The 24,315-nt window shown below is 32.1% G+C and carries 23 protein-coding genes and 3 tRNA genes; 16 read left to right on the forward strand and 10 right to left on the reverse strand.

The window, feature by feature from the left end; genetic code table 11:
* The first annotated feature begins 12 nt into the window (after positions 1-12).
* From ACSYSW_RS05170 to ACSYSW_RS05190, 5 genes are all read left to right on the forward strand, one after another.
* Positions 13-972 carry a CYTH domain-containing protein gene (locus ACSYSW_RS05170; RefSeq protein ID WP_491704369.1) on the forward strand — a complete coding sequence of 320 codons (960 nt, stop codon included), beginning with the start codon at positions 13-15 and terminating at the stop codon, positions 970-972.
* A gap of 16 nt (positions 973-988) precedes the next feature.
* Positions 989-3,877 (forward strand): bifunctional [glutamate--ammonia ligase]-adenylyl-L-tyrosine phosphorylase/[glutamate--ammonia-ligase] adenylyltransferase, encoded by a 2,889-nt coding sequence (gene glnE, locus ACSYSW_RS05175; RefSeq protein ID WP_491706327.1) that lies wholly within the window; start codon positions 989-991, stop codon positions 3,875-3,877.
* Positions 3,878-3,985: 108 nt separating this feature from the next.
* Positions 3,986-5,080, forward strand: coding sequence for a tRNA (uridine(54)-C5)-methyltransferase TrmA (gene trmA, locus ACSYSW_RS05180; protein ID WP_491704367.1), 1,095 nt, complete (start codon positions 3,986-3,988; stop codon positions 5,078-5,080).
* A 505-nt stretch (positions 5,081-5,585) separates the two neighbouring features.
* Positions 5,586-6,278, forward strand: a complete 693-nt coding sequence (locus ACSYSW_RS05185) for a heavy metal response regulator transcription factor (protein ID WP_491704366.1) — start codon at positions 5,586-5,588, stop codon at positions 6,276-6,278.
* Complete coding sequence (locus ACSYSW_RS05190; RefSeq protein ID WP_491704365.1) at positions 6,259-7,707, forward strand: heavy metal sensor histidine kinase; 1,449 nt, start codon at positions 6,259-6,261, stop codon at positions 7,705-7,707. The genes ACSYSW_RS05185 and ACSYSW_RS05190 overlap by 20 nt, the downstream gene beginning before the upstream one ends.
* 65 nt (positions 7,708-7,772) lie before the next feature.
* Here the strand turns inward: ACSYSW_RS05190 and ACSYSW_RS05195 are convergent, their stop codons facing one another.
* From ACSYSW_RS05195 to yihI, 6 genes are all read right to left on the reverse strand, one after another.
* Positions 7,773-7,976 carry a YaeP family protein gene (locus tag ACSYSW_RS05195; protein ID WP_491704364.1) on the reverse strand — a complete coding sequence of 68 codons (204 nt, stop codon included), beginning with the start codon at positions 7,974-7,976 and terminating at the stop codon, positions 7,773-7,775.
* Positions 7,977-8,023: 47 nt separating this feature from the next.
* Positions 8,024-9,025, reverse strand: coding sequence for a lipopolysaccharide heptosyltransferase RfaC (gene rfaC, locus ACSYSW_RS05200; RefSeq protein WP_491704363.1), 1,002 nt, complete (start codon positions 9,023-9,025; stop codon positions 8,024-8,026).
* An 8-nt stretch (positions 9,026-9,033) separates the two neighbouring features.
* Complete coding sequence (gene rfaF, locus ACSYSW_RS05205) at positions 9,034-10,074, reverse strand: ADP-heptose--LPS heptosyltransferase RfaF (protein WP_491704362.1); 1,041 nt, start codon at positions 10,072-10,074, stop codon at positions 9,034-9,036.
* Between the two features lie 21 nt (positions 10,075-10,095).
* A complete protein-coding gene (gene rfaD / locus ACSYSW_RS05210; protein WP_491704361.1) occupies positions 10,096-11,022 on the reverse strand; it encodes an ADP-glyceromanno-heptose 6-epimerase in 927 nt (308 codons plus the stop codon).
* 104 nt (positions 11,023-11,126) lie between these two features.
* The gene (gene hemN / locus ACSYSW_RS05215; protein ID WP_491704360.1) at positions 11,127-12,530 is read right to left on the reverse strand and encodes an oxygen-independent coproporphyrinogen III oxidase; all 1,404 of its coding nucleotides are present in this window, start codon (positions 12,528-12,530) and stop codon (positions 11,127-11,129) included.
* A gap of 250 nt (positions 12,531-12,780) precedes the next feature.
* Positions 12,781-13,263 (reverse strand): Der GTPase-activating protein YihI, encoded by a 483-nt coding sequence (gene yihI / locus ACSYSW_RS05220; RefSeq protein ID WP_491704359.1) that lies wholly within the window; start codon positions 13,261-13,263, stop codon positions 12,781-12,783.
* A gap of 167 nt (positions 13,264-13,430) precedes the next feature.
* Here yihI and coaA point away from each other — a divergent pair, with 167 nt between their 5' ends.
* Together coaA and ACSYSW_RS05230 are read left to right on the forward strand one after the other, a co-directional pair.
* Entirely contained in the window at positions 13,431-14,366 is a 936-nt protein-coding gene (coaA, locus tag ACSYSW_RS05225) for a type I pantothenate kinase (protein WP_491704358.1), read from the forward strand.
* 163 nt (positions 14,367-14,529) lie between these two features.
* The gene (locus ACSYSW_RS05230; RefSeq protein WP_491704357.1) at positions 14,530-14,958 is read left to right on the forward strand and encodes a DUF1090 family protein; all 429 of its coding nucleotides are present in this window, start codon (positions 14,530-14,532) and stop codon (positions 14,956-14,958) included.
* 197 nt (positions 14,959-15,155) lie between these two features.
* Here ACSYSW_RS05230 and ACSYSW_RS05235 read toward each other — a convergent pair.
* The 3 genes from ACSYSW_RS05235 to ACSYSW_RS05245 form a co-directional block, all read right to left on the reverse strand.
* A tRNA-Lys gene (locus ACSYSW_RS05235) sits at positions 15,156-15,231 on the reverse strand.
* A gap of 17 nt (positions 15,232-15,248) precedes the next feature.
* Positions 15,249-15,324: transfer RNA gene (locus tag ACSYSW_RS05240), tRNA-Val, on the reverse strand.
* A gap of 30 nt (positions 15,325-15,354) precedes the next feature.
* A tRNA-Val gene (locus tag ACSYSW_RS05245) sits at positions 15,355-15,430 on the reverse strand.
* 197 nt (positions 15,431-15,627) lie between these two features.
* Between ACSYSW_RS05245 and ACSYSW_RS05250 the strand changes: the two genes are divergently transcribed.
* From ACSYSW_RS05250 to tusA, 6 genes are all read left to right on the forward strand, one after another.
* On the forward strand, positions 15,628-16,614 hold the full coding sequence (locus ACSYSW_RS05250) for a PilN domain-containing protein (RefSeq protein WP_491704356.1): 987 nt from the start codon (positions 15,628-15,630) through the stop codon (positions 16,612-16,614).
* Positions 16,604-17,104 carry a hypothetical protein gene (locus ACSYSW_RS05255; protein ID WP_491704355.1) on the forward strand — a complete coding sequence of 167 codons (501 nt, stop codon included), beginning with the start codon at positions 16,604-16,606 and terminating at the stop codon, positions 17,102-17,104. The genes ACSYSW_RS05250 and ACSYSW_RS05255 overlap by 11 nt, the downstream gene beginning before the upstream one ends.
* A gap of 35 nt (positions 17,105-17,139) precedes the next feature.
* Complete coding sequence (locus ACSYSW_RS05260) at positions 17,140-17,568, forward strand: hypothetical protein (RefSeq protein ID WP_491704354.1); 429 nt, start codon at positions 17,140-17,142, stop codon at positions 17,566-17,568.
* Complete coding sequence (locus tag ACSYSW_RS05265) at positions 17,549-18,817, forward strand: secretin GspD/PilQ domain-containing protein (protein ID WP_491704353.1); 1,269 nt, start codon at positions 17,549-17,551, stop codon at positions 18,815-18,817. Before ACSYSW_RS05260 ends, ACSYSW_RS05265 begins: the two co-directional genes overlap by 20 nt.
* Positions 18,818-18,923: 106 nt before the next feature.
* A complete protein-coding gene (locus tag ACSYSW_RS05270; RefSeq protein WP_491704352.1) occupies positions 18,924-19,730 on the forward strand; it encodes a Cof-type HAD-IIB family hydrolase in 807 nt (268 codons plus the stop codon).
* Between the two features lie 40 nt (positions 19,731-19,770).
* Entirely contained in the window at positions 19,771-20,007 is a 237-nt protein-coding gene (tusA, locus tag ACSYSW_RS05275) for a sulfurtransferase TusA (protein WP_491704351.1), read from the forward strand.
* A 100-nt stretch (positions 20,008-20,107) separates the two neighbouring features.
* Here the strand turns inward: tusA and ACSYSW_RS05280 are convergent, their stop codons facing one another.
* Positions 20,108-20,515 (reverse strand): protein YgfX, encoded by a 408-nt coding sequence (locus ACSYSW_RS05280; protein ID WP_491704350.1) that lies wholly within the window; start codon positions 20,513-20,515, stop codon positions 20,108-20,110.
* Between the two features lie 295 nt (positions 20,516-20,810).
* Here ACSYSW_RS05280 and ACSYSW_RS05285 point away from each other — a divergent pair, with 295 nt between their 5' ends.
* Genes ACSYSW_RS05285 through ACSYSW_RS05295 form a run of 3 tightly spaced genes read left to right on the forward strand, consistent with a single transcriptional unit; the run spans position 20,811 to position 24,216 of the window.
* On the forward strand, positions 20,811-23,345 hold the full coding sequence (locus ACSYSW_RS05285) for a penicillin-binding protein 1A (protein ID WP_491704349.1): 2,535 nt from the start codon (positions 20,811-20,813) through the stop codon (positions 23,343-23,345).
* A gap of 13 nt (positions 23,346-23,358) precedes the next feature.
* On the forward strand, positions 23,359-23,916 hold the full coding sequence (rsmD, locus tag ACSYSW_RS05290) for a 16S rRNA (guanine(966)-N(2))-methyltransferase RsmD (protein ID WP_491704348.1): 558 nt from the start codon (positions 23,359-23,361) through the stop codon (positions 23,914-23,916).
* 45 nt (positions 23,917-23,961) lie between these two features.
* A complete protein-coding gene (locus ACSYSW_RS05295) occupies positions 23,962-24,216 on the forward strand; it encodes a DUF1145 domain-containing protein (protein ID WP_491704347.1) in 255 nt (84 codons plus the stop codon).
* Positions 24,217-24,315: the final 99 nt, after the last annotated feature.

A 24,315-nucleotide genomic window follows, 5' to 3' on the forward strand; every position in this document is an offset into this window, starting at 1 on the left:
TTCCTACCTATTATGAATCACGAAATTGAATTAAAATTTACTATTCAAAACCAGCAAATCCCAGCCTTAGCGCAATTTTTAACTGATTGGGTTCTTGCCGATCAAAATGAATTTACTCTTTCACCAAAGGTGACACAACCATTTCAATTATTAAAACTCGAAAATACCTATTATGATACACCTGATTATCAATTAAAGTCTCATCATCTAGGTTTACGTGTGCGATATATTGAGCAAGATAATGATTCATCCTATGAGATGACCTTGAAAGGTAAAGGAAAAGTAATAGCAGGATTACATGAAAGAGTTGAATATAATATAAATTTACCTAATAACCAATTAGATATCAGATTATTACCGATAGAAGCACTACCCAAATCTTTTGATATTGATTTGTTGCAACATTCAATTAAACCGTTATTTACCACGCATTTTTTACGACAAGTTTGGCTGATTTCATTTGCAAAAAGTGAAATTGAAGTGGTGCTCGATAAAGGATCGATTGAGTCTAAGGGAATAAAAATACCGTTGCAAGAAATCGAAGTAGAATTAAAAAGAGGTGATCCTGAAGATTTATTAAATTTTGCCAGTGAATTAACGCGGTTTAAATTGCATTTATTTTCACAAAGTAAAGCAGCAAGAGGTTATCAAATAATCAATAATCAAGCTATTTTGCCGTTTTCGCATGGTCTTCATAATATTACCGATTTATCTTGTTTACTTAAATTTTGGCAACAAAATGAAGAATATGCATTGGCTAATCAAGATGCATTACATTATCAGCAAACGTTGCAACAAGTAGATGAATTATTACAATCCTTTGGCTTAGTTAATCTACCAGAATATACATCATGGCATTCACAGCGCTTGAGGCTCGATGAGGCTAAATTTGATTATTTAATCTATGATTTTGCTTATAGTGAAATCAATAATAAGCTTAAATTAATTATCATGTTGCAGTTAAATCATTAAAGGATTTTTTATGAATATGCCTTTATCTTACGCACCATTTAATGCTCAGCAAGATGTGATTAAACAAAAACTAAGTCATTGCTCTGTGGAAGATGTGCAAAGTAATCTGTCTATTTTATTGCAAAGTGATTTTTTAGTTGACTCGTTTGCGCGTTTTCCAAAATGGTTAAATCGTATCAATAATGATGGCATACAAGCGGATGAAAGCGATTATTATGCTAATTGGTTAACAGAGGCTTTACAATATGTTAATGATGAAGCTGAATTAATGAAAACTTTACGACAGTTTCGACGTTATATTTTAGTTAGAATAGAATGGTCTCAATTAACGGAAACAAGCTCAACAGAACAAATATTAAAACAATTAAGTCAACTAGCCGAAGTCATCATTATTCAAACTAAAAATTGGCTTTATCAATTAACGTGTCAAGAATTAGGCACTCCCTGTAATGCTCAGGGAGAAAGTCAACCGTTTCTTATTTTAGGTATGGGAAAGCTAGGGGGAGGAGAGTTAAATTTTTCATCTGACATTGATTTGATATTTGCTTACCCAGAGCATGGGCAGACTGTAGGCGGTAGGCGCGAAATCGATAATGCGACTTTTTTCACACGCCTTGGGCAAAGGTTAATTAAAGCCTTAGATCAAGTCACAAATGACGGCTTTGTCTATCGAGTTGATATGCGTTTACGACCTTTAGGAGAAGGAGGGCCTTTAGTTCTTAGTTTTGCGGCAATGGAGGATTATTACCAAGAGCAAGGTCGTGATTGGGAACGTTATGCAATGATAAAGGCAAAAATACTCGGATCTCAAGAAGCGCCCTATGTGCAAGAACTTTATCAATTATTAAAACCGTTTGTGTATCGGCGATATATTGATTTTAGTGTTTTACAATCATTGCGAAATATGAAAGGTATGATTGAACGAGAGGTGAGACGGCGAGGTTTAAAAAATAATATTAAACTCGGTGCTGGCGGAATTCGTGAAATTGAATTTATCGTCCAGGTATTTCAATTAATCCGGGGTGGGCGTGTACCCGCATTACAAACGCGTTCATTGTTAAAAGCCTTAGAGGTGATTTACCAAGAGAAATTATTAACAAATGAAGAAGTTAATATTCTTAAAGATAACTATTTATTTTTACGTCGTCTTGAGAATTTATTACAAGCAATAGACGATAAACAAACTCAAAATTTACCTGAAGACCCGTTAGATAAGTTACGTTTAGCAATAGGAATGGCAATGCCAAATTGGGATAGTTTACTTGAGAATCTATCAAGCAGATTGCAAACAAATCGTCATATTTTTAATCAATTAATTGGCGAAGTTGTAGAATCAAATCAAGTTCAGCAGCATTATGATCCCAAATTTAATGATTTATGGAATGCTGATTTATCTGTTCAAGAGGTTAAATCAGTCTTTAATCAATTTAGCAATGAGAATGCGGTACAATTTTGCCAGCAATTACATCAATTTAGGCAAACCTTAACAAAGCGAACGATAGGCACACGAGGTCGAGAAATCCTCGATCAACTGATGCCACGATTATTATCATGCATCAAACAAGATAAACAATATCTTGACGTCCTTAAGCGAATATTATCGATGCTTGAGAATATTATTAGTCGCACAACCTATCTCGAATTATTATTAGAAAACCCAACGGCTTTACAGCAATTAATCCTACTTTGTCATGCCTCTCCTATGATAAGCGATCAGCTAGCACATTATCCTTTATTACTTGATGAATTAATCGATATAAATTCTCTTTATCGAACACTCAGTGCTACTGATTATAAACATGAGTTATATCAATATTTACTTCGTATTCCGCCTGATGATGAAGAGCAACAGTTAGAAGCATTGCGTCAATTTAAACAAATGCAATTATTGCATATAGCGGCGGCAGATGTTGGGGGGGTGCTACCAACGATGAAAGTCAGTGATCATTTAACCTATGTGGCTGAGGCATTATTAGATTTTGTTGTGCAAATGGCATGGGATCATATGGTTAAGCGTTATGGGATCCCACAACATTTGTCTATTAATCAACTGACAAAAAATCAAGAATCAATCATACAAGAAGGATTCAATCAACAACGAATTAATGATAAAGGTTTTTTGATTATTGCCTTCGGCAAATTAGGGGGATTAGAGTTAGGTTATAGTTCAGATTTAGATTTAGTTTTTGTTCATGATTGCCCGGCAAACAGTATGACGAATGGTAATAAATCAATTGATAGCCAGCAATTTTATTTACGATTAGTACAACGAATTATACATTTATTTACAGTTCGTATGAGCTTTGGCATTCTTTATGATATCGATCTTCGGTTAAGACCCCAAGGTGAAGCTGGATTACTCGCGACAAGTCTTTCCGCATTTTCTGATTATGAGCAGCAAGAAGCATGGACATGGGAACATCAAGCATTAGTTAGAGCGAGAGCAGTCTATGGAGAATCTAAGCTGATTAATGATTTTAATCGTATTAGACGACAAATTTTAAGTAAAGAACGCGATAAGCAAATATTAAAAAAACAAGTATTTGAAATGCGCGAAAAAATGCGAACGCATTTAGCAAATAAAGATCCGAATTTATTTAATTTAAAAACAGATAAGGGTGGTATTAATGATATTGAATTTTTATCGCAATATTTAGTATTAGCATATGCACATAAGTATCCTAAATTAACCGATTGGCAAGATAACGTCAGAATATTAGAGCAAGCTTATCAAAATCAAATAATTGATACCAATGAGGCGATAAAATTAACACAAGTTTATATTGATATGCGTAATGTGATTCACCAATTAGCATTACAAAATCAACCGGCAGTTGTTGATAGTGAGCTTTATCAGCAAGAACGAGATTTTGTTATACAAAAATGGGATCAGTGGTTAAGGTAGTTTATTTGCTCATACATAAAAATAAAAGCAAATTTTTTGCCTTAGGCTAGACAAGCAGGCATTAATAACGCAAAATTGCCACCTAAAATGACTAACTATTTGATATAAATGATTAAAGAATTTTCTGATTCACACTATGTTGCCGAACTTGATAAAAAAATAATTTATTTAAACAATTTATTGACTGAGTTTAATCCGCCTGAATTGCGGGTTTTTCCATCACCAATTCGTCATTATCGAATGCGAGCAGAATTTAGAATATGGCATAAAGGCGAAGATTTGTACCATGTTATGTATGATAAACAAACTAAAAGACGTGTCCGTATAGATAGCTTTCCTATTGCATCAGAATTGATTAATCAAGGTATGCAAGCAATTCTTCCATTGTTGCAACATAATGAATTATTACGTGATTTACTCTTTCAAATTGATTACCTTTCTACGTTAAGTAATCAATTACTTATTACACTGTTGTATCACAAGAAATTAACAGAAGAATGGAAAGCAGAAGCAGAAAAATTAAAAAAAACATTATGTGAACAAGGTATTAACGTAAATATTGTTGGAAGAGCTACAAATCAAAAAATAGTTATAGATAAAGATTATGTTGTCGAAATTCTCCCCGTTTTTGATAAAACATTTATTTATAGGCAAGTCGAGAATGCATTTACGCAACCTAATGCGGCTGTCAATATTAAAATGTTAGAATGGGCAGTTTCAGTAACGAAAGATCTTGCGGGTGATTTATTGGAGTTTTATTGTGGTAACGGTAATTTTTCGATCGCACTTGCGCAAAATTTTCGAAACGTCTTAGCGACCGAAATTGCTAAAACATCAGTAAATGTCGCAAATCAAAATATTTTAACAAATAAAATTGAAAATTTAGTCATTGCAAGATTATCGGCAGAAGAATTTACCCAAGCAATTAATAACGAGCGTCAATTTAAACGCCTTAAAGAGATTGATTTAAGCACATATGATTGCCAAACCGTATTAGTTGATCCTCCTAGAGGTGGGCTAGATAGTGATACGCTTAAACTCTTAAGCCATTATCAGCGTATTATCTATATTTCATGCAATCCTCTCACACTTTATGAGAATTTACAGCAACTCACTTTAACGCATCAGATAAAACAGTTTGCCCTATTTGACCAGTTTCCTTATACCGATCATATTGAAACTGGCATTGTTCTAGAGAAATAACTAGCTAAATCATTAATTTAATGCTATTTTTAGACCTAAAACTTCAATCTCAACGCAATTCAATTGTGTTATTCTAAAACTAATTATTTTTTGATTTTGTTGTTTTTGATTAATTTAAATGATGCCATTGAATGGCATCTTAGGCACATAAAAAGTTTATTTACTAAAAAGGACAAAAAAAAACCCTAGTAAACTAGGGCTGCATAAATTGCAAAGAATGGATGAAAGGAAATAAAACAATGATACATGCTATCTAGCTTCATGAATCACTGCAGGTGTAATATAACAAATTTAATCTAACTTAACAGTGACATTTTCATTACATAATTGTCATAATTACAAAATTATAAGAAATAATGATATTAAATGCCCTTCATCAAAAAATTTGGATTTACTCATTCCTCATAATAGCTTAAATTATCTATTATCAAAATAGTTATTTTTTAGTAAAAGATTCATTTAGGTTTTATCTCAAAGATCTAATAGGAGCAAGGAATTAGTTTAAATGAAATTATTAGTCGTTGAAGATGAAGTAAAAACAGGTGAATATCTTCGTCAAGGTTTAATTGAATCAGGATTTATTGTTGATTTAACAAATAATGGCCTTGATGGTTATCATCGAGCCATGACAGAAGATTATGATCTTATTATTTTAGATGTTATGTTACCGGATATTAATGGCTGGAAAATAGTCCAATCTTTACGAGAAGCCGGTAAAGAATGCCAAATTATGTTATTAACAGCAATGGGAAGTGTAGAGCATAAGGTTAAAGGGTTAAATTTAGGTGCTGATGATTATCTTGTGAAACCTTTTTCCTTTGCAGAATTATTAGCACGTGTAAAATCTCTTCTTAGACGAAACGTTCCGCAAGTCAATAATTATCAATTAAGTATTGCGGATTTAATTTTAGATCTACCTAAAAGAACAGTTACCCGTGCAGGTAAGCGTATTGATTTAACCAATAAAGAATTTTTATTACTTGAATATTTTTTACGTTATCCTGGTGAAGTTTTACCGCGCTCTCTTATTGCTTCGCAAGTTTGGGATATGAATTTTGATAGTGATACAAATGTCATTGATGTTGCAATTCGGCGTTTGCGTAATAAAATAGATGCAAATTTTGAACCTAAATTAATTCATACTATACGAGGTATGGGATATAAAGTTGACGTAATAGATGAGCCAGCTGAAGAATAAAAGAACTAAATTATCTTATCACCTAAATAAAATAAATTTATTTAGAATACCTATCTTAATTTGTTTATTTATTTGTATTTTATTATTTTGTTTAAGTGTTATTATTGAGAATTCTTTTGAAAAAATCGTGCAGAAGCAAAATGTTAACGAATTAAATTTTGTCGTTAAGTCTATCGAGCGCGAACTTAAGAATTCTTACAATAAAAATAAAGACGAATTTATTCAAAATTTATTATTAATTTTGACTGATCATTATCGACTATTTGTGTATGTTATTGATGATAAGGATAAGGTTATTTATCGAACACGTGGGCCTAATCTGACTCTTGCACAATCTGAAATTCATTTAAAAAAAATTCTGGAACAACCTAATTCAGATTTATGGGAAAATAAAAATTCATCTTATCGTATTTTACAATCAAAATTGGTGCTTGCAGATAGAGAATATACAACTATAGCTGCTATAGACAGAACTTTACAGCTTGATTTCATAAAACGTTTACATGAAGGGCTAATAATATTAATTATATCCGCTTGTTTACTCGTTCTTATAGGTACAGTGATTTCGATTTATTTAGTTCAAAAACCTATCAATCGTTTAACTAAAAAGATAGAAATGGTGAATCTTGCTAATCTTCATTGTTGTATTCCAACATCAACGGTTCCAGTACGTTATAAACGGTTAATTGATGCCATTAATAATATGCTATATCGAATTGAAGATGTCTTTAGACGTCAGCATAATTTTACCGCTGATATTGCCCATGAAATTCGAACGCCAATTACTAATTTAACCATGCAAACGCAAATTGCTTTAAATAGTAAAAGAACTGCCGAGCAATATCGTGAAACATTATATTCAAATCTTGAAGAATATGAAAAAATGTCACAAATGATTTCGGACATGCTTTTTTTAGCGAAAGCAGATAATCGTGAACTAATTCCTAATTTAGAAATAATAAATATTAAAGATCTTATTATGCATCTTTGTGATTATTTTGAGCCTCTTAGTGAAGAAAAAAATATCACTTATGAGTTAATTGGGAATTGTTCTAACATTCAAGGCGATAAAATGATGCTAAGCCGAGCAATAAGTAATATTTTATCGAATGCGATTCGTTATACTCCGGAATATTCACAAATCAAAATTACATTGGCGCAATTTAATCCCCAAAAAATAAAAATGGTGATTGAAAATCCCGGAACAAAAATAGAAAGCGAACATTTAGATCATATATTTGATCGTTTTTATCGAGTAGATAAATCACGAAAACGCAATGAAAATGAATCTAATTCTGGTACCGGTATTGGTCTCGCCATTGTAAAATCAATTATTCAAGCGCATAAAGGATCTATTGAGGCTAAATCAGACGACCATTCAACGAAATTTATTATTTATCTACCGACAAAGATATCGACCAAGTTATAAATTAAGGTATATTCGATGCTAAAAGACCGATAATTTAGTACAAAGGTCGATATCTTTTAAGATTATTATTCATCCAAATAATCACTAATTAATAAATTAGCTGCAGCATATGCGGCTTTGTTTTTGAGATCCTCGGGTATATTATTTGTACTAGCTACTTCATTTAACACATTTAAAACCACTTGCAAAGGTTCAGTTAGGTAGCCTAATTCATTGCTGCCTATTTGTTCATATTTTTCACAAATTAATGGGCAATAAGGTAATTTCATGATTATCTCCTTGATGGATAAATGTTGCATATCGAGGAAGCATTTGTTTAGGTATGCGCAGACTCGATAGAAAGATGAGATGATAAATTAATCATAGTATCTAATTGCTGAAAAACCTCAGCCGCTTTGATACTTTGCATTGATTTATCGGGTGAGATTAGCGAGTATTGATTTTGCCCATAACCACCAATTAGTTTGGGATCTGTTTTGCCAAATAAAGTTAGATTTGGCTTATTTAACGCAGCTGTCAGATGGCTTAATCCTGTATCGACTGAAACCACCGCTTTGGCATCGGCTAGTATTTTAGCTATAGCTTGTAATGATAATTTAGGGAGAACGTCGACATGTGAAAAATCTTGAGCTAAGCGTACAGCTCGCTGATATTCATGCGTTGCTCCCCAAGGTAATTTAATTCGTAATCCTGTTGGCTCAAGTAAGTGAATTAGTTCGCGCCAATAGACCTCTGGCCAATGTTTTTCATCGCGTGTGGTCGCATGTAAAAAAACTAAATATGGTTGATTATTTGAAGGTAAAGTAGATAAGAAATGCGATGCGATTGCATAATCACCTATTGATGAAGGTAAGGAATAACATAGACTTTCAGCAAACAATTGACGAATACGCGTAATAGCATGCAAATCTTTATCAACATGATGTTTAACATCATAAAAAAGACTGGCAATGGGTTCTTTGATACTTTTACCATCTAAACCATGTTTAATACCTTTAGCATGGCGTGCAATTAAAAAAGCACTTTTAATCAGTCCTTGTGCGTCGATAATTGCATCATAATGTTTACTGGACAATCTTTCGTTAAATGTTTTTCGTTCTTTACGAATATTTTTACCAAACCAGTTTTTACGCCATCGCCTTATTGCAACAGGAATGATTTCATCAACAGCATAATGCCAACTAGGAATTTGGCTAAAATTTTCTTCGACTACCCAATCAAATTTTATATTTGGAATAGCGAGAGAGGCATCGGTTAATGCGGGTAAGGTATGTAAAACATCTCCCATTGATGATGTTTTAATAATAAGAACGCGCATGATTATTCCTATTGCTTAATACGAGTTAATAATCGCATTAGTTTTTCAAAAACTAAACTTGGTTGAATATCGATAAGGCTTTGATGATAACCTTCAGCTGCACCGCCTTTACGAATTGTTTGATATCCAGAAATTAAACGAATAATTTCTGCTTGCTCGGAAAGGGGTGGAGTAAAATCGGGGCTACTTGGTCCATAAAGTGCAACCAATGGTATATCAATTGCTGCAGTAATATGCATAAGTCCGGTATCATTGGTGACTACGGCTTTACAAGCAGCAATTAAATTTATTGCTTGTTCTAATGTTGTTTTTCCCGCTAAATTAATACATTTATTGGCAAAAACCATTTTTTGTTTGATACTTTCGCCAACGGGAAAATCTTTTTCCGATCCAAAAATGATTATCTTTGCATGCTGTTTAATAATTTTATCTGCTAATGCGGCATAATGGTAATGAGGCCATCGTTTTGCGGGTCCAAATTCAGCGCCTGGGCAAAATCCAATAATAGGCTCATCTTGTTCAATATTAAATTCATTTAACGTTGTAAGAATTTGTGCTTGATCGACTTGTAATTTAGGATATAAAAGTGGTTTAGGGAGATTATCTGCCGTTTGTATATCGGTTTTTGGATAAGCTAAAGCAATATAACGCTCAACCATTAAGGGAAACGCTTTTTTATCGAGTTTTCTAGCATCATTTAAGAGACCATAGCGCATTTCACCAAGCCATCCCGTACGAATTGGAATATCAGCAAAATAAGGAATTAATGCAGATTTAAACGAATTAGGTAGCACAATAGCATGATCATAATGATCTCTCCGTAACAGTTTACCTAGTTGATAGCGTCTATTTAGTGCAAATTCACCATGCTTAAGCGGCATACTTAGAGCATTTGTTACTTCAGGCATTTTTGTTAATAATGCACGACACCAATCAGGTGCCATGACATCGATTTGATTTTCTGGATTAAGCTGTTTTAATGTTCGATAAAGGCTTTGCGACATCATCATATCGCCAACCCATGAAGGACCAATAACGAGCGTCTTCATTAATATAATATCCTTAATCCATTATTGATTGTTTAGCCATTGCATATATTCAGTTGTTCCTTCTGTCGCTGTTTTAAATTTAATTGGACAACCGGTACTTCTAAAATGAGTTAAATCTGCTTGCGTAAAGGTTTGATAACGACCTTTTAATTTATCAGGGAAAGGAATGTAATCAATTTCGGTTTTGTTATGAAATTTTAATACAGCATCGGCAACAGTTTGGAATGATTCTGCACGTCCCGTTCCACAGTTATAGATGCCAGATATTTGATTTTTCCAAAACCACAAATTGACATCAACTACATCAGAGACATAAATAAAATCACGTTCAAAATTTTCACTTCCTGCAAATAATTTAGGAATTTCCCCTTTTTTAATTTGCTTATTTAAATGAAATGCAACACTTGCCATACCCCCTTTATGATTTTCTCTTGGTCCATATACATTAAAATAACGGAAACCACAAACTTGAGAATGAGCATTAGGTAAAATTTCGCGGACATATTGATCAAATAAAAATTTAGAATAACCATAAACATTTAATGGTTTTTCATATTTTCTATCTTCGATAAAATGATCGGAGCGCCCACCATAGGTTGCTGCAGAAGAGGCGTATAAGAAAGGAATACTAAAATCTAAACAATAATGTAGCAAGTCTTTTGAATAAGCATAATTATTTTCCATCATATACTTACCATCCCACTCAGTGGTCGATGAACATGCACCTTCATGGAAAATAACATCAATTTCTAAATGCTCGCCAGCAATAATAGCGGCAATAAATTCATCTTTATCCATATAATCGGCGATATCTAAATCGGCTAAATTCGCAAATTTAGTTCCGTCTGTTAAGTCATCAACGACTAAGATATCTTTATGGTCTAAATTATTTAAGCCTTTAACAATGTTACTTCCTATAAATCCGGCACCACCTGTTACTACTATCATATTTATTACCTCTTTTATAAATTAACGCATATGATACCTATTTAAATTCAATTTTTCGAGTAAAGAATCGTTAATGCTAATGCGATAACATTTTATTTAGCGAATTAGATCACTCGTGAAAATTGTTGTTGACGAACAATACGACGCATATAACGATCAAAACACATACAAATATTACGAATTAATAAATGACCGGTAGGATTTACTTGAATTGTAGTAGCATCTAAACTAATTAACCCATCTGCTTCAAGTGGCGCTAACAGGGCTAAATCCTCGGCAAAATAATCATTAAATGAAATTGAATAAGCATCTTCAATCTGTTTTTTATCTAAATAAAAATGGCAGATTAATTGTTTAATCACATCACGGCGGATTTTGTCATCTTCATTTAAAGTTAATCCTTTCCAAAGCGCATGCTGTGATTCATTAATTTGTAAATGATAATTTTTTAGATCTTTTTGATTTTGGGCATAACAGTCACCTAACATACTAATAGCAGATACCCCTAATCCTAGCAAATCTGCATCACCATGAGTTGTATAACCTTGAAAATTGCGATGCAAGTGTCCTTGCTGTTGTGCAATTGCCAATTCATCAGTCGGTTTGGCAAAATGATCCATACCAATGTAATGATACCCAGCTTGAGTAAATTTTGTGATGCTCGATTGGAGGATTTGTAATTTAAGTGCAGGAGAGGGCAAATCGATCTCTTTTATTTTACGTTGAGCGGCAAATCGGCTGGGTAAATGAGCATAATTAAAGACGCTTAATCTATCAGGATTAATGTCTATAATTTTATCTAACGTCTCATTAAAGCTATTTACGGTCTGTTTTGGTAAACCATAAATTAAATCTAAACTAATTGATTTAAATTGATTAACGCGTGCTTGATTAATTAACAAACGAATTAATTTTTCATCTTGCTCTCGATTAATGAGATGTTGGATCTCATAATTAAAATCTTGAATCCCCATGCTTAGGCGATTAAAACCGACCTTAGCTAAATGATCAATAGTTTGCGTTGTAATTTCTCGCGGATCAACTTCTATTGATAGTTCAGCATCTTTAGCAAAACTAAAATGTTTTTTAACTGCATTAATTAAATGACTTATTTCCTCATTATTTAAAAAAGTCGGTGTCCCACCGCCCCAATGCATTTGCGTGACTAATCTATTTTTAAATAATTTTGCCTGATGTTGAATTTCGAGATCTAAACTGGCTAAATATTGTTTAACTTTATGTGTTTGTCTAGTAATAAGTTTATTACAACCACAAAAATAACAAAGTTTATGACAAAAAGGGATGTGAATATATAAAGATAAAGGGCGATCAGGATAACGTGTTGTCGCTGCAATAAAATCTTGAGTTGTGAAATTCTCATTAAATTCTAAAGCGGTAGGATATGAGGTATATCTAGGACCTGAATAATTATATTTTTCAATTAAAGCTTGATCCCAAACTACCTCATTAACATGAGTTAAATTAACAAAAGAAAGATTGTTAGACATTGCCTGTTCCGTTATTTTATATTTGTATAAAGTTTAGTCAGTCTGTTGATTGTTATTTTTATGTTTTATAACCTATTTTTATTTTTTAAAAAGATGATAGTTTTTTTTAGTTGTTTTAGTTAAATAATGATGTTTATTTTTAGCTTTAATTCGATTTGTTTTTATCAGAAATAGCAACACACAAATAAAAAAACCACCATATAAACTTAACATAATTAGCATGAGCATATGACTGACCTATCTATCAAAATTATTTGCGTTTTAATAAACTGACGATATCTTCTTTATCGTCATCATCGTCTTTTTGTTCATCATATTGATAACCAAGTTTATCCATCAGTTCTTCAATGCGATTTAACTTGTTATCTAAATAATTTTGCTGATCTGACGTAAGGATTTTACCTTGTTCAACCCGATCTAATAAACTATCAAGTTTAGTATCATTTTCAAGTAAGGTTAATTCTTGCTCTGCTGATAATGTTTTATTTTTTGTTGTTTTAGATGATAAATCTTTGTTTTGACTGATGGCTTTCGAAGCCGATAAGGATATAGGCGTTTTACTTCCAATTCGAGGATCTTTTGATTCTGTGTGTTTTTGATTATCAGACGCAACATTATTATTAAAGCGATGACCACTAGGTAAACCTTTATGCTTACGTTTGCGTTTTAAGGCTCGAGACTCTTCATTGATCTCTTGACGCGTTTTTTTCGGTTTTTGTTTCGCTTTTAACATAAATCCTCGATTGATTAAATAACTTATTTTTAAGTCCTATATTCTATCAGTAACTTAATAATCTGGCTATGTTCTTAATTGAAGTGCAATGATAAGTTAATTTATGATTGTCAATCCTTCGATTTATGTATAATCTGTGCAGCATAATTTGCCAAACAGGATATTTCATGAAACACCCTTTAAGCCCTTATATGCAATTTACTCGTCAAGAATGGGCAAGATTGCGAAATGCGGTGCCAATGACATTAATGGCTGATGAAATTGATTCATTGCAAGGAATTAATAACGATCTATCTATGGAAGAAGTTAGCGAGATTTATCTTCCATTATCACGATTACTTAATTATTACATTAACAATAATTCATCGAGGCAACTTGCTCTTTCTAAATTTTTAGGTAAAAGTCAAAAAATTCCTTATGTTATTGGTATTGCTGGTAGTGTAGCTGTAGGTAAAAGTACTACAGCGAGAGTTTTACAAGCTTTATTAACACGTTGGCCGGAGCATCGCCATGTAGCTTTAGTAACAACAGACGGGTTTTTATATCCAAACCAATATTTAAAAGATCATAACATAATGAACAAAAAAGGATTCCCTGAATCTTACGATACACTAAAATTAATTAACTTTATTGCTGATATCAAATCGGGACAAGCTAAGGTTAAGGCACCGGTTTATTCTCATTTGGTTTATGATATTGTTGCAAACGAAGAAATTGAGATAGATTGCCCTGATATTTTAATACTTGAAGGATTAAATGTACTACAAGGGACATTTAATTCAGCAAAAGCCTTAAATCGAGTATTTGTATCTGATTATGTCGATTTTTCAATTTATGTTGATGCAGAAATACCTTTATTACATAAATGGTATGTAAATCGATTTCTAAAATTCAGAGCCGGTGCTTTTAGTGATCCTAATTCCTATTTTCATCATTATTCACAGTTAAGCGAGCAAGATGCTATTAATATCGCGAATAATATTTGGAAAGAAATTAATGAATTAAATCTAACAGAAAATATATTACCAACCAAAAATAGAGCTAATTTAATTTTAACTAAAGGACAAGATCATAAAATTGATCATGTACAATTAAGAAAATAAACAGATAGAATCTGTTTAATTACATTAAAAATTCCAAATGTTACACTGGCTATTATTAAAACTATAATCGACCCATGTATTTTCGAGAAATTTGACAGTCGAAACTTTGTAGTAATAAAATTGCAAATAATGTAACTGACGTTACCTTGAAGAGGAAAATAAGATGAAACATTTTATTAAATTTATGTCAAAAACAGTATTTATTTTTTCTGTCAGTTTTTTTTCAATTAATGCTTTTGCTGATCATGATGAAGTAAAAGGAGCAACATGTGAATTAAAAAAACAAACCTTAGAACATAAATTAAATGAAGCTAAACAAGCTAAAAATCAATATCGTGTTGGCGGTTTAGAAATCGCATTAAATAATATCAATAATGACTGTAATAATGCCTCACTGGAAAAAAAATACACCAAAGAAGTAAAAGACAAATCTGATAAAGTGGCGAAGCGTTTACAAGAAATTAAAGAAGCTGAAAGTAAACAGGATCTGCACAAAATCACTAAATACAAAGCAAAATTAGTCGAAGATGAAGATGATTTAACAAAAGCAAAACAAGAATTAGCCGATTTTTATGATGCCACAAAAAAATAATCATTTATCACAAAAAAGCCTTACTCTATGATTAAGGCTTTTATTTTGTCTGCAATAATTTAGTCTTAACTGGCGCTCTTTATAAAGTGGTTAAATAAACATATGGTATTTTATTTCATAAATTTGCAGAATACTTAAACTTTTATTGTTAAATATTAATAACTACTATCAAATTTGGAAATGATTATAGGAAGAAATGGTGGGTCGTGAGCGATTCGAACGCTCGACAAACGGATTAAAAGTCCGCTGCTCTACCGACTGAGCTAACAACCCATATAGAAAGCTGAAATTGGTGGGTGATACCGGGTTCGAACCAGTGACCCCCTCCTTGTAAGGGAGGTGCTCTCCCAACTGAGCTAATCACCCCAAATTTCATAAAAACATCACGGTAAAGTATGGTGGGTGATACCGGGTTCGAACCAGTGACCCCCTCCTTGTAAGGGAGGTGCTCTCCCAACTGAGCTAATCACCCTTACCGTGTGGATGTGCATTATAAGGCACCGTCTGAATTCGTCAACCCTTTTTTTATAAAATTCCTAAATTTATGAGTGTTAGTTGTAATTTTAAACATTTTTTGCGTATAGGATCGCAAATACGCTATTTATCTGTTTTTGATTTGCTTTTATTTAATATCATGGTGCTAATCTGTTACGAAAAAAATAATTTGATATGTGGATAAATAAAAAACAAGTCATCCTATTAGTGCAAGATAAGGAATTAAAATATGCGATTTTTAAATCGCCTAAGCCATTTAATCAATTAAGTGAACAATTGTTTGATTCTTTTGGTTATCAGAATTACCAAGATTTAGAATTGTTTATAAATGATCTAAATAAAAAAATTCCGGCGCGTAGTAAATTAAGTATTTATCTCAACCCTAAGCAAATAAAAATACAATCTATCCAATTGCCGCCTATTCAATTAACCACAAACGAAATAGTTTTGTATGTTAAATCCTCAATTTATAAATTATTCCAAATAAAAGCGGATGATGTCTATTTTGATTTTATCGTTAATCATACTCTATCACCTAAAGAACTTATTATCGGTGTTTGTCCATGTAATATTATTGATGAATGGCAACAATTATTAATGCCTTATTCTTTTGTGACGTCATTAATTGGTTATGAGTTATCAAAAGTATCTTTATCAACTCAAAAAGCACAAAAAAATAATTACAAGCTAGCGTTTAATTTTTTACCTTGGCGAAAAAAACAGGCTAAAAAGCAATTAATCAATTGTTGTCTAGTGCTATTAATTAGCATCAGTTTTTGTTCTTCGCTATTGGGTTATTTATGGCAGGTTAAAACAATACAATTAAGCGATCAGCTGCAGCAACTGGCTAAACATCAGCAAATTCAACAACAATCGCAAATCAATCAGAGATTGTTAACACAAGCCCCTTCTTTTCAGCAGATTAAACATATTTTAAATTTACTTGCCAATGAGTTACCACAATCAATTTGGCTAAATTCTTTTGACTATTCGCCCGATAAAATTAGGTTAACGGGGAGCAGTTATGTCGATTTTGATATTGCATTGTTTAATCAATCTTTACAGCAACAAGATTTTATTGCATTTCATCGATTACACTCCATTGAAAAGATGAATACATATTGGCAATTTGCGATGGAAATTGATCTCAATGTTCAATGATTTTTTATTAAGACCAATTTGGCAACAATATTTACTATTGTTAAGTTCAATATTGTTATTATTTTTTGTAGGTTATCAATATTTAATTCCAAATCTTGATCAAAACATTTTCCAGCAAGCAGTGTTAATTTCGACCAATAACAGGCAATTTGAAGAGTTGACAAAACGATATATGCGATTAAATCAATTCGAACAAAATACACAACGTCAACCTGATACAACCAAATCACTAACAACCATCAGTGATCATAAGTTAATTTATTGGTTACAAGAACACGGATTAATATTAATGAAGTTTAATTATCATCCTCAAGAAGAAACATCACTATGGGAAATCGAAGTCATCGGGCAATTTAAACATTTTATGGATTTTTTGGATGAAGTTGAGCAGCAAGATATTTTTTTTAATATTAAACATCTTAGCATTGACGAACAAAATGCACAGTTAAGCTTTAAGCTTATGCTGCAATTAGAGGATGAATCATTTTGATAATAAATAGCGCTATCAAATTTAAATGGGTTTTTATGAGTTTTTGTATTAGTTTTTTTACTTATGCGAACGAAAAGGAGGTTAGCAATAAACGAGATCCTTTTAGGCAACCCAATGAAATTATCGATAACTTTCTTTGTGATGAGCAAGAAAAATATTTGTTGCAACAAATACAAAAGTGGCGATTTAAAGGAGTAATTGAAACGAAAATGCGCCAAAAAATTCAATTTTGGCTAGTAACGGATAAAAATTGGATTTTTGTTACGCAAGATAAACCAGCAGCGCAAGAACAATCTGATAACTCATTATATCCATGGCAGATTCAATCTTTTAACCTAAATACAATAAATTGGATCGCAATGATGAATAAGGCTTGTAAAAAATCACTCATCTGGTCAATGCAGCTTAATGGGGGTGAAGACCTTAATAAGGAAAATAAAAAAGATGAAAATAAATATAATTAAATTCATTAATATTTTTATTTTATTGATATTTTTCAGCTATTTCCCGTTGGGCAAGGTTAAAGCGGATGTTTTATTACCAGATGATAATTTAATTGACCTTAATTTTCAACAAGCACCAGTAGCGATGATTTTGCAAGCTTTGGCTGATAGCCGGCAATTAAATCTTATAATAAGTGAAGAATTCACTTTACAGCAAACCATTGCTTTAAAGAAGGTAAATTGGCAAAAAGCATTAGATCTAGTACTGAAATCTGCCAAACTGCAGGCAGAAATTGACGGTAATATTTTATATATTTCTAAACAACAAGATTTTGAAACATTAAATCAACAAAAATTAAAGCAACAAAAAGATCTCGAGAACAAAGCCGCTTTAACCTTTTTATCATTAAAAATTAAATATGCTGATCTTACTAAATTAAAAACAATAATTGAACAACAGGGATTATTATCTGAAAGGGGCAAAATTGTTATTGATGAACGGACTAATCATATCGTAATTTTCGATATCAAAAAATCATTTAATGCAATTAAAAATTTAGTTATTGTTTTAGATAAGCCTATGCCACAAGTTCATATTTTGGCACATATCGTTAACATGAGTGAAGAAAGTTTAACTGAGCTCGGTGTTAAATGGGGATATCTTAGTCATGGTTCACAATTTATCAATAATTTTAATGTTGATTTAAATAGTATAAATCCATCAAGTACAGTGGGGTTTAATTTGGCTAAACGATCGGGTAGCTTATTAAATCTGGAGCTTTCAGCTTTAGAGGCTGAAAATCAAATTAATATTATTGCTAGTCCTAATTTATTTACTTCAAATCAACATATGGCATCTATTAAACAAGGAACTGAAATTCCTTATGAAGTTTCTGCCGGTAATAATGCAACAACCATTGAATTTAAACAAGCCGTGCTAGGGCTTGAAGTCACACCTCACATTATTGATAATAAACAATTATTATTGGATTTATATATTACTCAAAATACCGCGGGTAGAGCAATAAAACGGAGTAATGGTGGCGAAGCCATTGCCATTGATACGCAAGAAATTAAAACACAAGTTTTAGTCAATCAAGGTGAAACGGTGATTTTAGGGGGTATTTTTCAGCAATCTAATAATCATAATAAAGATGAAGTACCAACTTTATCGAAAGTTCCTTTATTTGGTAAGCTTTTTAAATATGATGGTCAAAAACAACAAAAAAGAGAATTAGTCATTTTTATTACGCCACAATTGGTTGAGTAGAAGTAAAAGCCGTTGTATGATAAGGTTATTTTAAAACTGTCTAGTTGATTTTGAGTTATCATTGATTATTTATGATAACTGTAACAATTTAAAAATAGAGAATAATATGTTTCAAGTCGTGGCTTCTGATTTAGATGGGACGTTATTAACTCCTGAACATCAATTATCTTCTTTTACTAAACGAATCTTACAATCTTTGCGTGCAAAAAATATTAATTTTGTGTTTGCAACCGGGCGACACCATGTTGATGTTGCTAAAATGCGCGAAAACATGGAAATAGATGCTTACATGATTACTTCAAATGGAGCAAGGATCCATGATAGTAAAGGTAATTTAATCTATAGTAAAAATTTAGATCCTGATTTAGTGACTGAAATTGCTAAAATTTGTTTAGATGACCCGTTAATTTATACACATATGTATCAAGGTGATGATTGGTTAATAAATCGTGAAGATGATTATTCCTTAAGCTTTTATAAAGATACTCAGTTTAGTTATCAAGTCTTTGATCCATTAACATGTAATACGCAAGATGTAGCAAAAATATATTTTACAGTCAATGATGATGCCTTACATTCGCATTTGGTAGCCCTTAAAAATCGCTTAGAACAATTGTTTTCAACTCGGATTAGTGTTGCTTTTTCAACCATTAATTGTTTAGAAGTCATGGCTGAGAATGTATCAAAAGGTAATGCCCTTAAGCATGTAACTGAATTATTGGGTTATACATTGCAAGATTGTATTGCCTTTGGTGATGGTATGAATGATTTTGAAATGTTAACTATGGCAGGAAAAGGTTGTTTAATGCAAAATGCGGGCGCAGAACTGCGAGCTAAATTACCTAATTACGAAGTGATTGGCTCTAATGCGCAAGAAGCGGTTACTCATTATTTAAATCGGTTATTTTTATAGTTAATTAGTAACTGAATGTATAGATTATTTTTGAGATTTTATGAAAAAAGTTTTTGATAAACAACTCGATGCTTGCGGATTACGTTGTCCTGAACCCATAATGATGGTACGTAAAACAATGCGAGAATTGCATATTGATCAAGTCCTTTATGTGATAGCCGATGATTTGGCAACCAAGCGAGATATTCCAAGTTTTTGTCGTCATATGGATCATGACTTGCTCGATTACCAAATTGAAAGTAAGCCTTTTGAGTATTGGATCAGAAAAACGCATTAATTTAACTAATATTAATATTAAATAGGGATTGTACTTTATTACGCCTATATTTTATTAATAGCCGAGGTATATATTTAACGTTTGATTTATTCTCTTTTTGTTAATTGTTAAACTTAATTTGTCGCAAATAATAATGCAAGTGGCGCCAATCTTCTAATGTAAAATTATCTACCCATAAAACAAAGGTACATTTTTTGTTGTTACGACAAGATTGTAAATTTAAGATGATCATAAAACCATAAGTGATCGGTTTGCGTAAAATATACCAACGCTGTTTAGACAAATAGATCTGCTCTAAATAACGAAAATAAGCCATTTCACCTTTTATATTTTCCCTACACTTATACCCTCGTTGCCATTCTTTCACCATAATAGGTATTATTATGATAGATAAAAAATCCAATTTTGTTTGAGCCAAAATGAATAACATTATAAATGTTAAACAAAGGTAAAAAATACTAATACTTATAATAAATAATTTGGATGGAATTAATGTTGCTTGCCACATAAGCTCTCCTTGACTATTTTTTATTAACAACAGCAAAAATAACGCTAAAATTACTATTTTTTATTTTCATTAAAAATGCATATAAATCATAATAAATTTGAAAATTTGGGAGCTATCACGCAAAATTTTGTTTTATCAATATTAATTGAAGTCATATATGAATGTAATTATTTTGTGACTTTGCGCATAATTGTTATATACTCATGTTCAGAAATGAAAACGAATCTGTTACTTATTAAGTATCTTCTAATCGTCGTCAAAATATCCCTTTACATTAATTAAATAAGGTTTTTTTGTGCTATTTTTTCGTCTAATTAAATTGTTACTCAAATTTTTTATTGGCTGTTTTTTGTTAGGTCTGCTAGTTATTTTAGGCGGATATTTTTATTATTCTAAAGAATTACCTGATGTTGCCGCTTTAAAAGAAGTAAGATTACAAACGCCACTTCGTGTTATGACGAAAGAGGGGGAGTTGATAGCGATTTTTGGTGAAAGACGCCGTTTTCCATTACAATTTGAACAAATTCCTGAAAAGGTCATTGATGCGATTATTTCGACTGAAGATTCTCGTTTTTATGATCACTATGGGATCGATCCAATCGGAATTGGTCGTGCGATTTATATCGGTTTAACCGATCATGGTTTTTCACAAGGTGGTAGTACCATCACTCAACAAGTTGCTAAGAATTTTTTCTTAACGCCTGAAAAAAGTATTTCTCGCAAAATAAAAGAAATGATTTTAGCTATTCGGATCGAAAAAGAATTATCTAAAAATGAGATTATTACGCTTTATTTGAATATGATTAATTTTGGTTCAAGAGCTTATGGCATCAGTGCTGCATCTTATACATTTTTTGGTAAAACAGTCGATAAATTAACAATTGATGAAGCCGCATTATTAGCGGGTTTACCTAATGCTCCCTCTGCCTATAATCCAATTTCACATCCTAAAAAAGCTTTAATTAGACGTAACTGGGTTTTACATCGAATGTTAGAGCAATCTTATATCACTGAACAAGAATATCAAGATGCTATCAAAAAACCATTAGCTGTTAAATATCATTCTCCTAAAATTGAAGTATCAGCGCCTTATGTTGCCGAAATGGCACGCCAATTTATGTATAATAAGTTTGGTGAAAATGCTTATAATGAAGGCTATACCGTTTATACAACTATTTCTAAAAAAGATCAGCTTGCTGCGAATCAAGCAATCGAAAATAATGTCATCGCATATGATATGCGTCATGGTTATCGAGGACCACAAAAAACATTATGGAAAACGGCTAATCAAAAATGGGATAAAGATAGAATTGTTACTGAGTTGAAAGCGAATTCTTGTTATAAAAATATGTGTCCTGCTGTTGTTACAGATGCGAATAATTTAACAGCAACGGCTATGTTAACTGATCAAACAATTATTACGATTTCTTATGACAATATGAAATGGGCACGCCCATTTATCACAGATGAGCTGCAAGGCGATTACCCAACAAAAGTATCCGATACATTAAAAGCAGGCCAATTAATTTGGGTCAAAAAGATAGATAATAATTGGAATTTAGCGCAATTACCGCAAATTAATGCTTCGTTAATTTCTTTAAATTCTGATAATGGTGCGATTAATGCGGTTGTTGGAGGATATGATTTTAATATGAGCAAATTTAATCGTGCAACACAAGCATTAAGACAGTTTGGCTCAAACATTAAACCTTTTATTTACACAGCTACATTGGAACAAGGTTATACGTTGGCAACATTAATTAATGATGCTCCGATTGTACGCTGGGCAGGTATTGAAAGTTGGCGACCTAAAAATTCGCCACCCGTCTATGAAGGACCTTTACGTTTACGTGTTGGTTTAGGTTTATCAAAAAATGTGATGGCGGTTAGAGCATTACGGGCAATTGGTATTAATTATGCAACTGAGTATTTAGAGCGCTTTGGTTTTCCTAAAGAAAATATTCCTCATAATGAAACACTTGCTTTAGGAGCAGCATCTTTTACACCTATGCAGGCAGCAAGAGCTTATGCGGTTATTAATAATGGTGGATATCTGATTACTCCTTATTTAATTGATAAAATTGAATCTAATCATCAAGTGATTTATGAATATAAGCCAGATGTGGCATGTAAAAATTGTGCAGGTCATCATTTGCTGGATAATAATAAGGTTATCTTAAATAATGTTGAAGATACAGCCAAAGACAGTGATGAAGGCATAGAATTAGATATGACACATATGAAAATCGATGATGATCTTATGATATCGGATTTAAATGAAAACAAAGGTAACCTCAATGTTAATGGTTCATATGCTAAACAAACTATTAATAGTGATGTTGCTTTTTTAATAAAAGATACAATGAAGTCCACGATATTTGGCGAAAAAGAATGGCGTGGAACGGCATGGCGCTCAAAAGCGTTAAATCGTAAAGATATTGGTGGTAAAACGGGTACAACTAATGAAGCGAAAGATGCCTGGTTTTCTGGTTTTGGCGCCAATAATGTAACGACAGTCTGGATGGGCTTTGATGATCATCGTCGAACTCTTGGTAAAACAAGTCGTGTAGAGGGTGGAGCTGTCACAGCAAATCCAATTTGGAATGATTATATGGCAGTTGCATTAAAAGATGTACCTGAACAAGAAGATGTTATTCCTGGAAATATTATTCAAGTGAATATCGATCGAAAAACCGGCTTATTATCGCACGATGAAACGACAGGCATCAGTGAGTATTTTATTGAAGGCACTGAACCAAAACACTATGCGGCTAAAGAAATCCAAACCGAAGTTGTTGATTCTGAAGGTAATACATCAGAATTATTTTGATTAGGATAAAAATATGAGAGGTTTTATCAGAATAATTGCCGGTAAATGGCGTGGTCGAAAATTAGCTGTCTTAGATAAAGAAGGGTTACGTCCAACGACTGATCGGGTAAAAGAAATGTTATTTAATTGGTTAATGCCAGTAATTCATGATTCGAATTGTTTGGATTGTTTTTCTGGCAGTGGCTCACTGGCATTTGAATCTGCATCCCGAGGAGCAAAGCAGGTAGTTCTTATCGAAAAAGAAAAACAAAGCGCTTTGTTATTGAATAAAAATAAACAATTATTACAAGCCGAGACCATAACTATAATTCAAGGTGATGCTTTAAATTGGCTAAATCAACAAGCGACTAAAAAATTTGATATTGTTTTTATCGATCCCCCATTCCACCATGATCTTGTTGCAAAAACAATTTTATTACTTGAAAAGCAAGATTGGCTTAATTGTGGTGCTTATATCTATATCGAAACCGAATTAAACTATAACTTATTACCGCAAATACCGGCATCATGGTATTTACATCGCGAAAAAATAATAGGGCAGGTGCATAGTTATTTGTTTATACGACAATAAAACACGAATTAGCACTAAACTATAACTAATATGAGAAATTTCAATATGTTTATAATTTTAGGTAAATTATTTTATACAATTATTTGGTTGTTCTTTATCATAAATTTGATTCATCCTTATCCACACCCAGCTAATGTTATCGCAAATATTGGGCTTGTTGCCTTTGTGATTACTCATGGATTACAAGCATTAATATTGCAATCCACCATGACAAAGCAAGAAAAAAAACAAGATAAATTTAGAGTTTTACGTTTATTTTTTTTCGGTGTGTTTGAATCATTAAGTTGGAAAAATAAATAATAAAAGAGTGATTATTAATTAGAATTGATATTAAAATTTAACTAAATAGATAATTAATAATCACTTAGATAGTAAATAGCTTGCAAACAGGAAAATTTT

This window comes from Gilliamella sp. ESL1225, assembly GCF_058502635.1.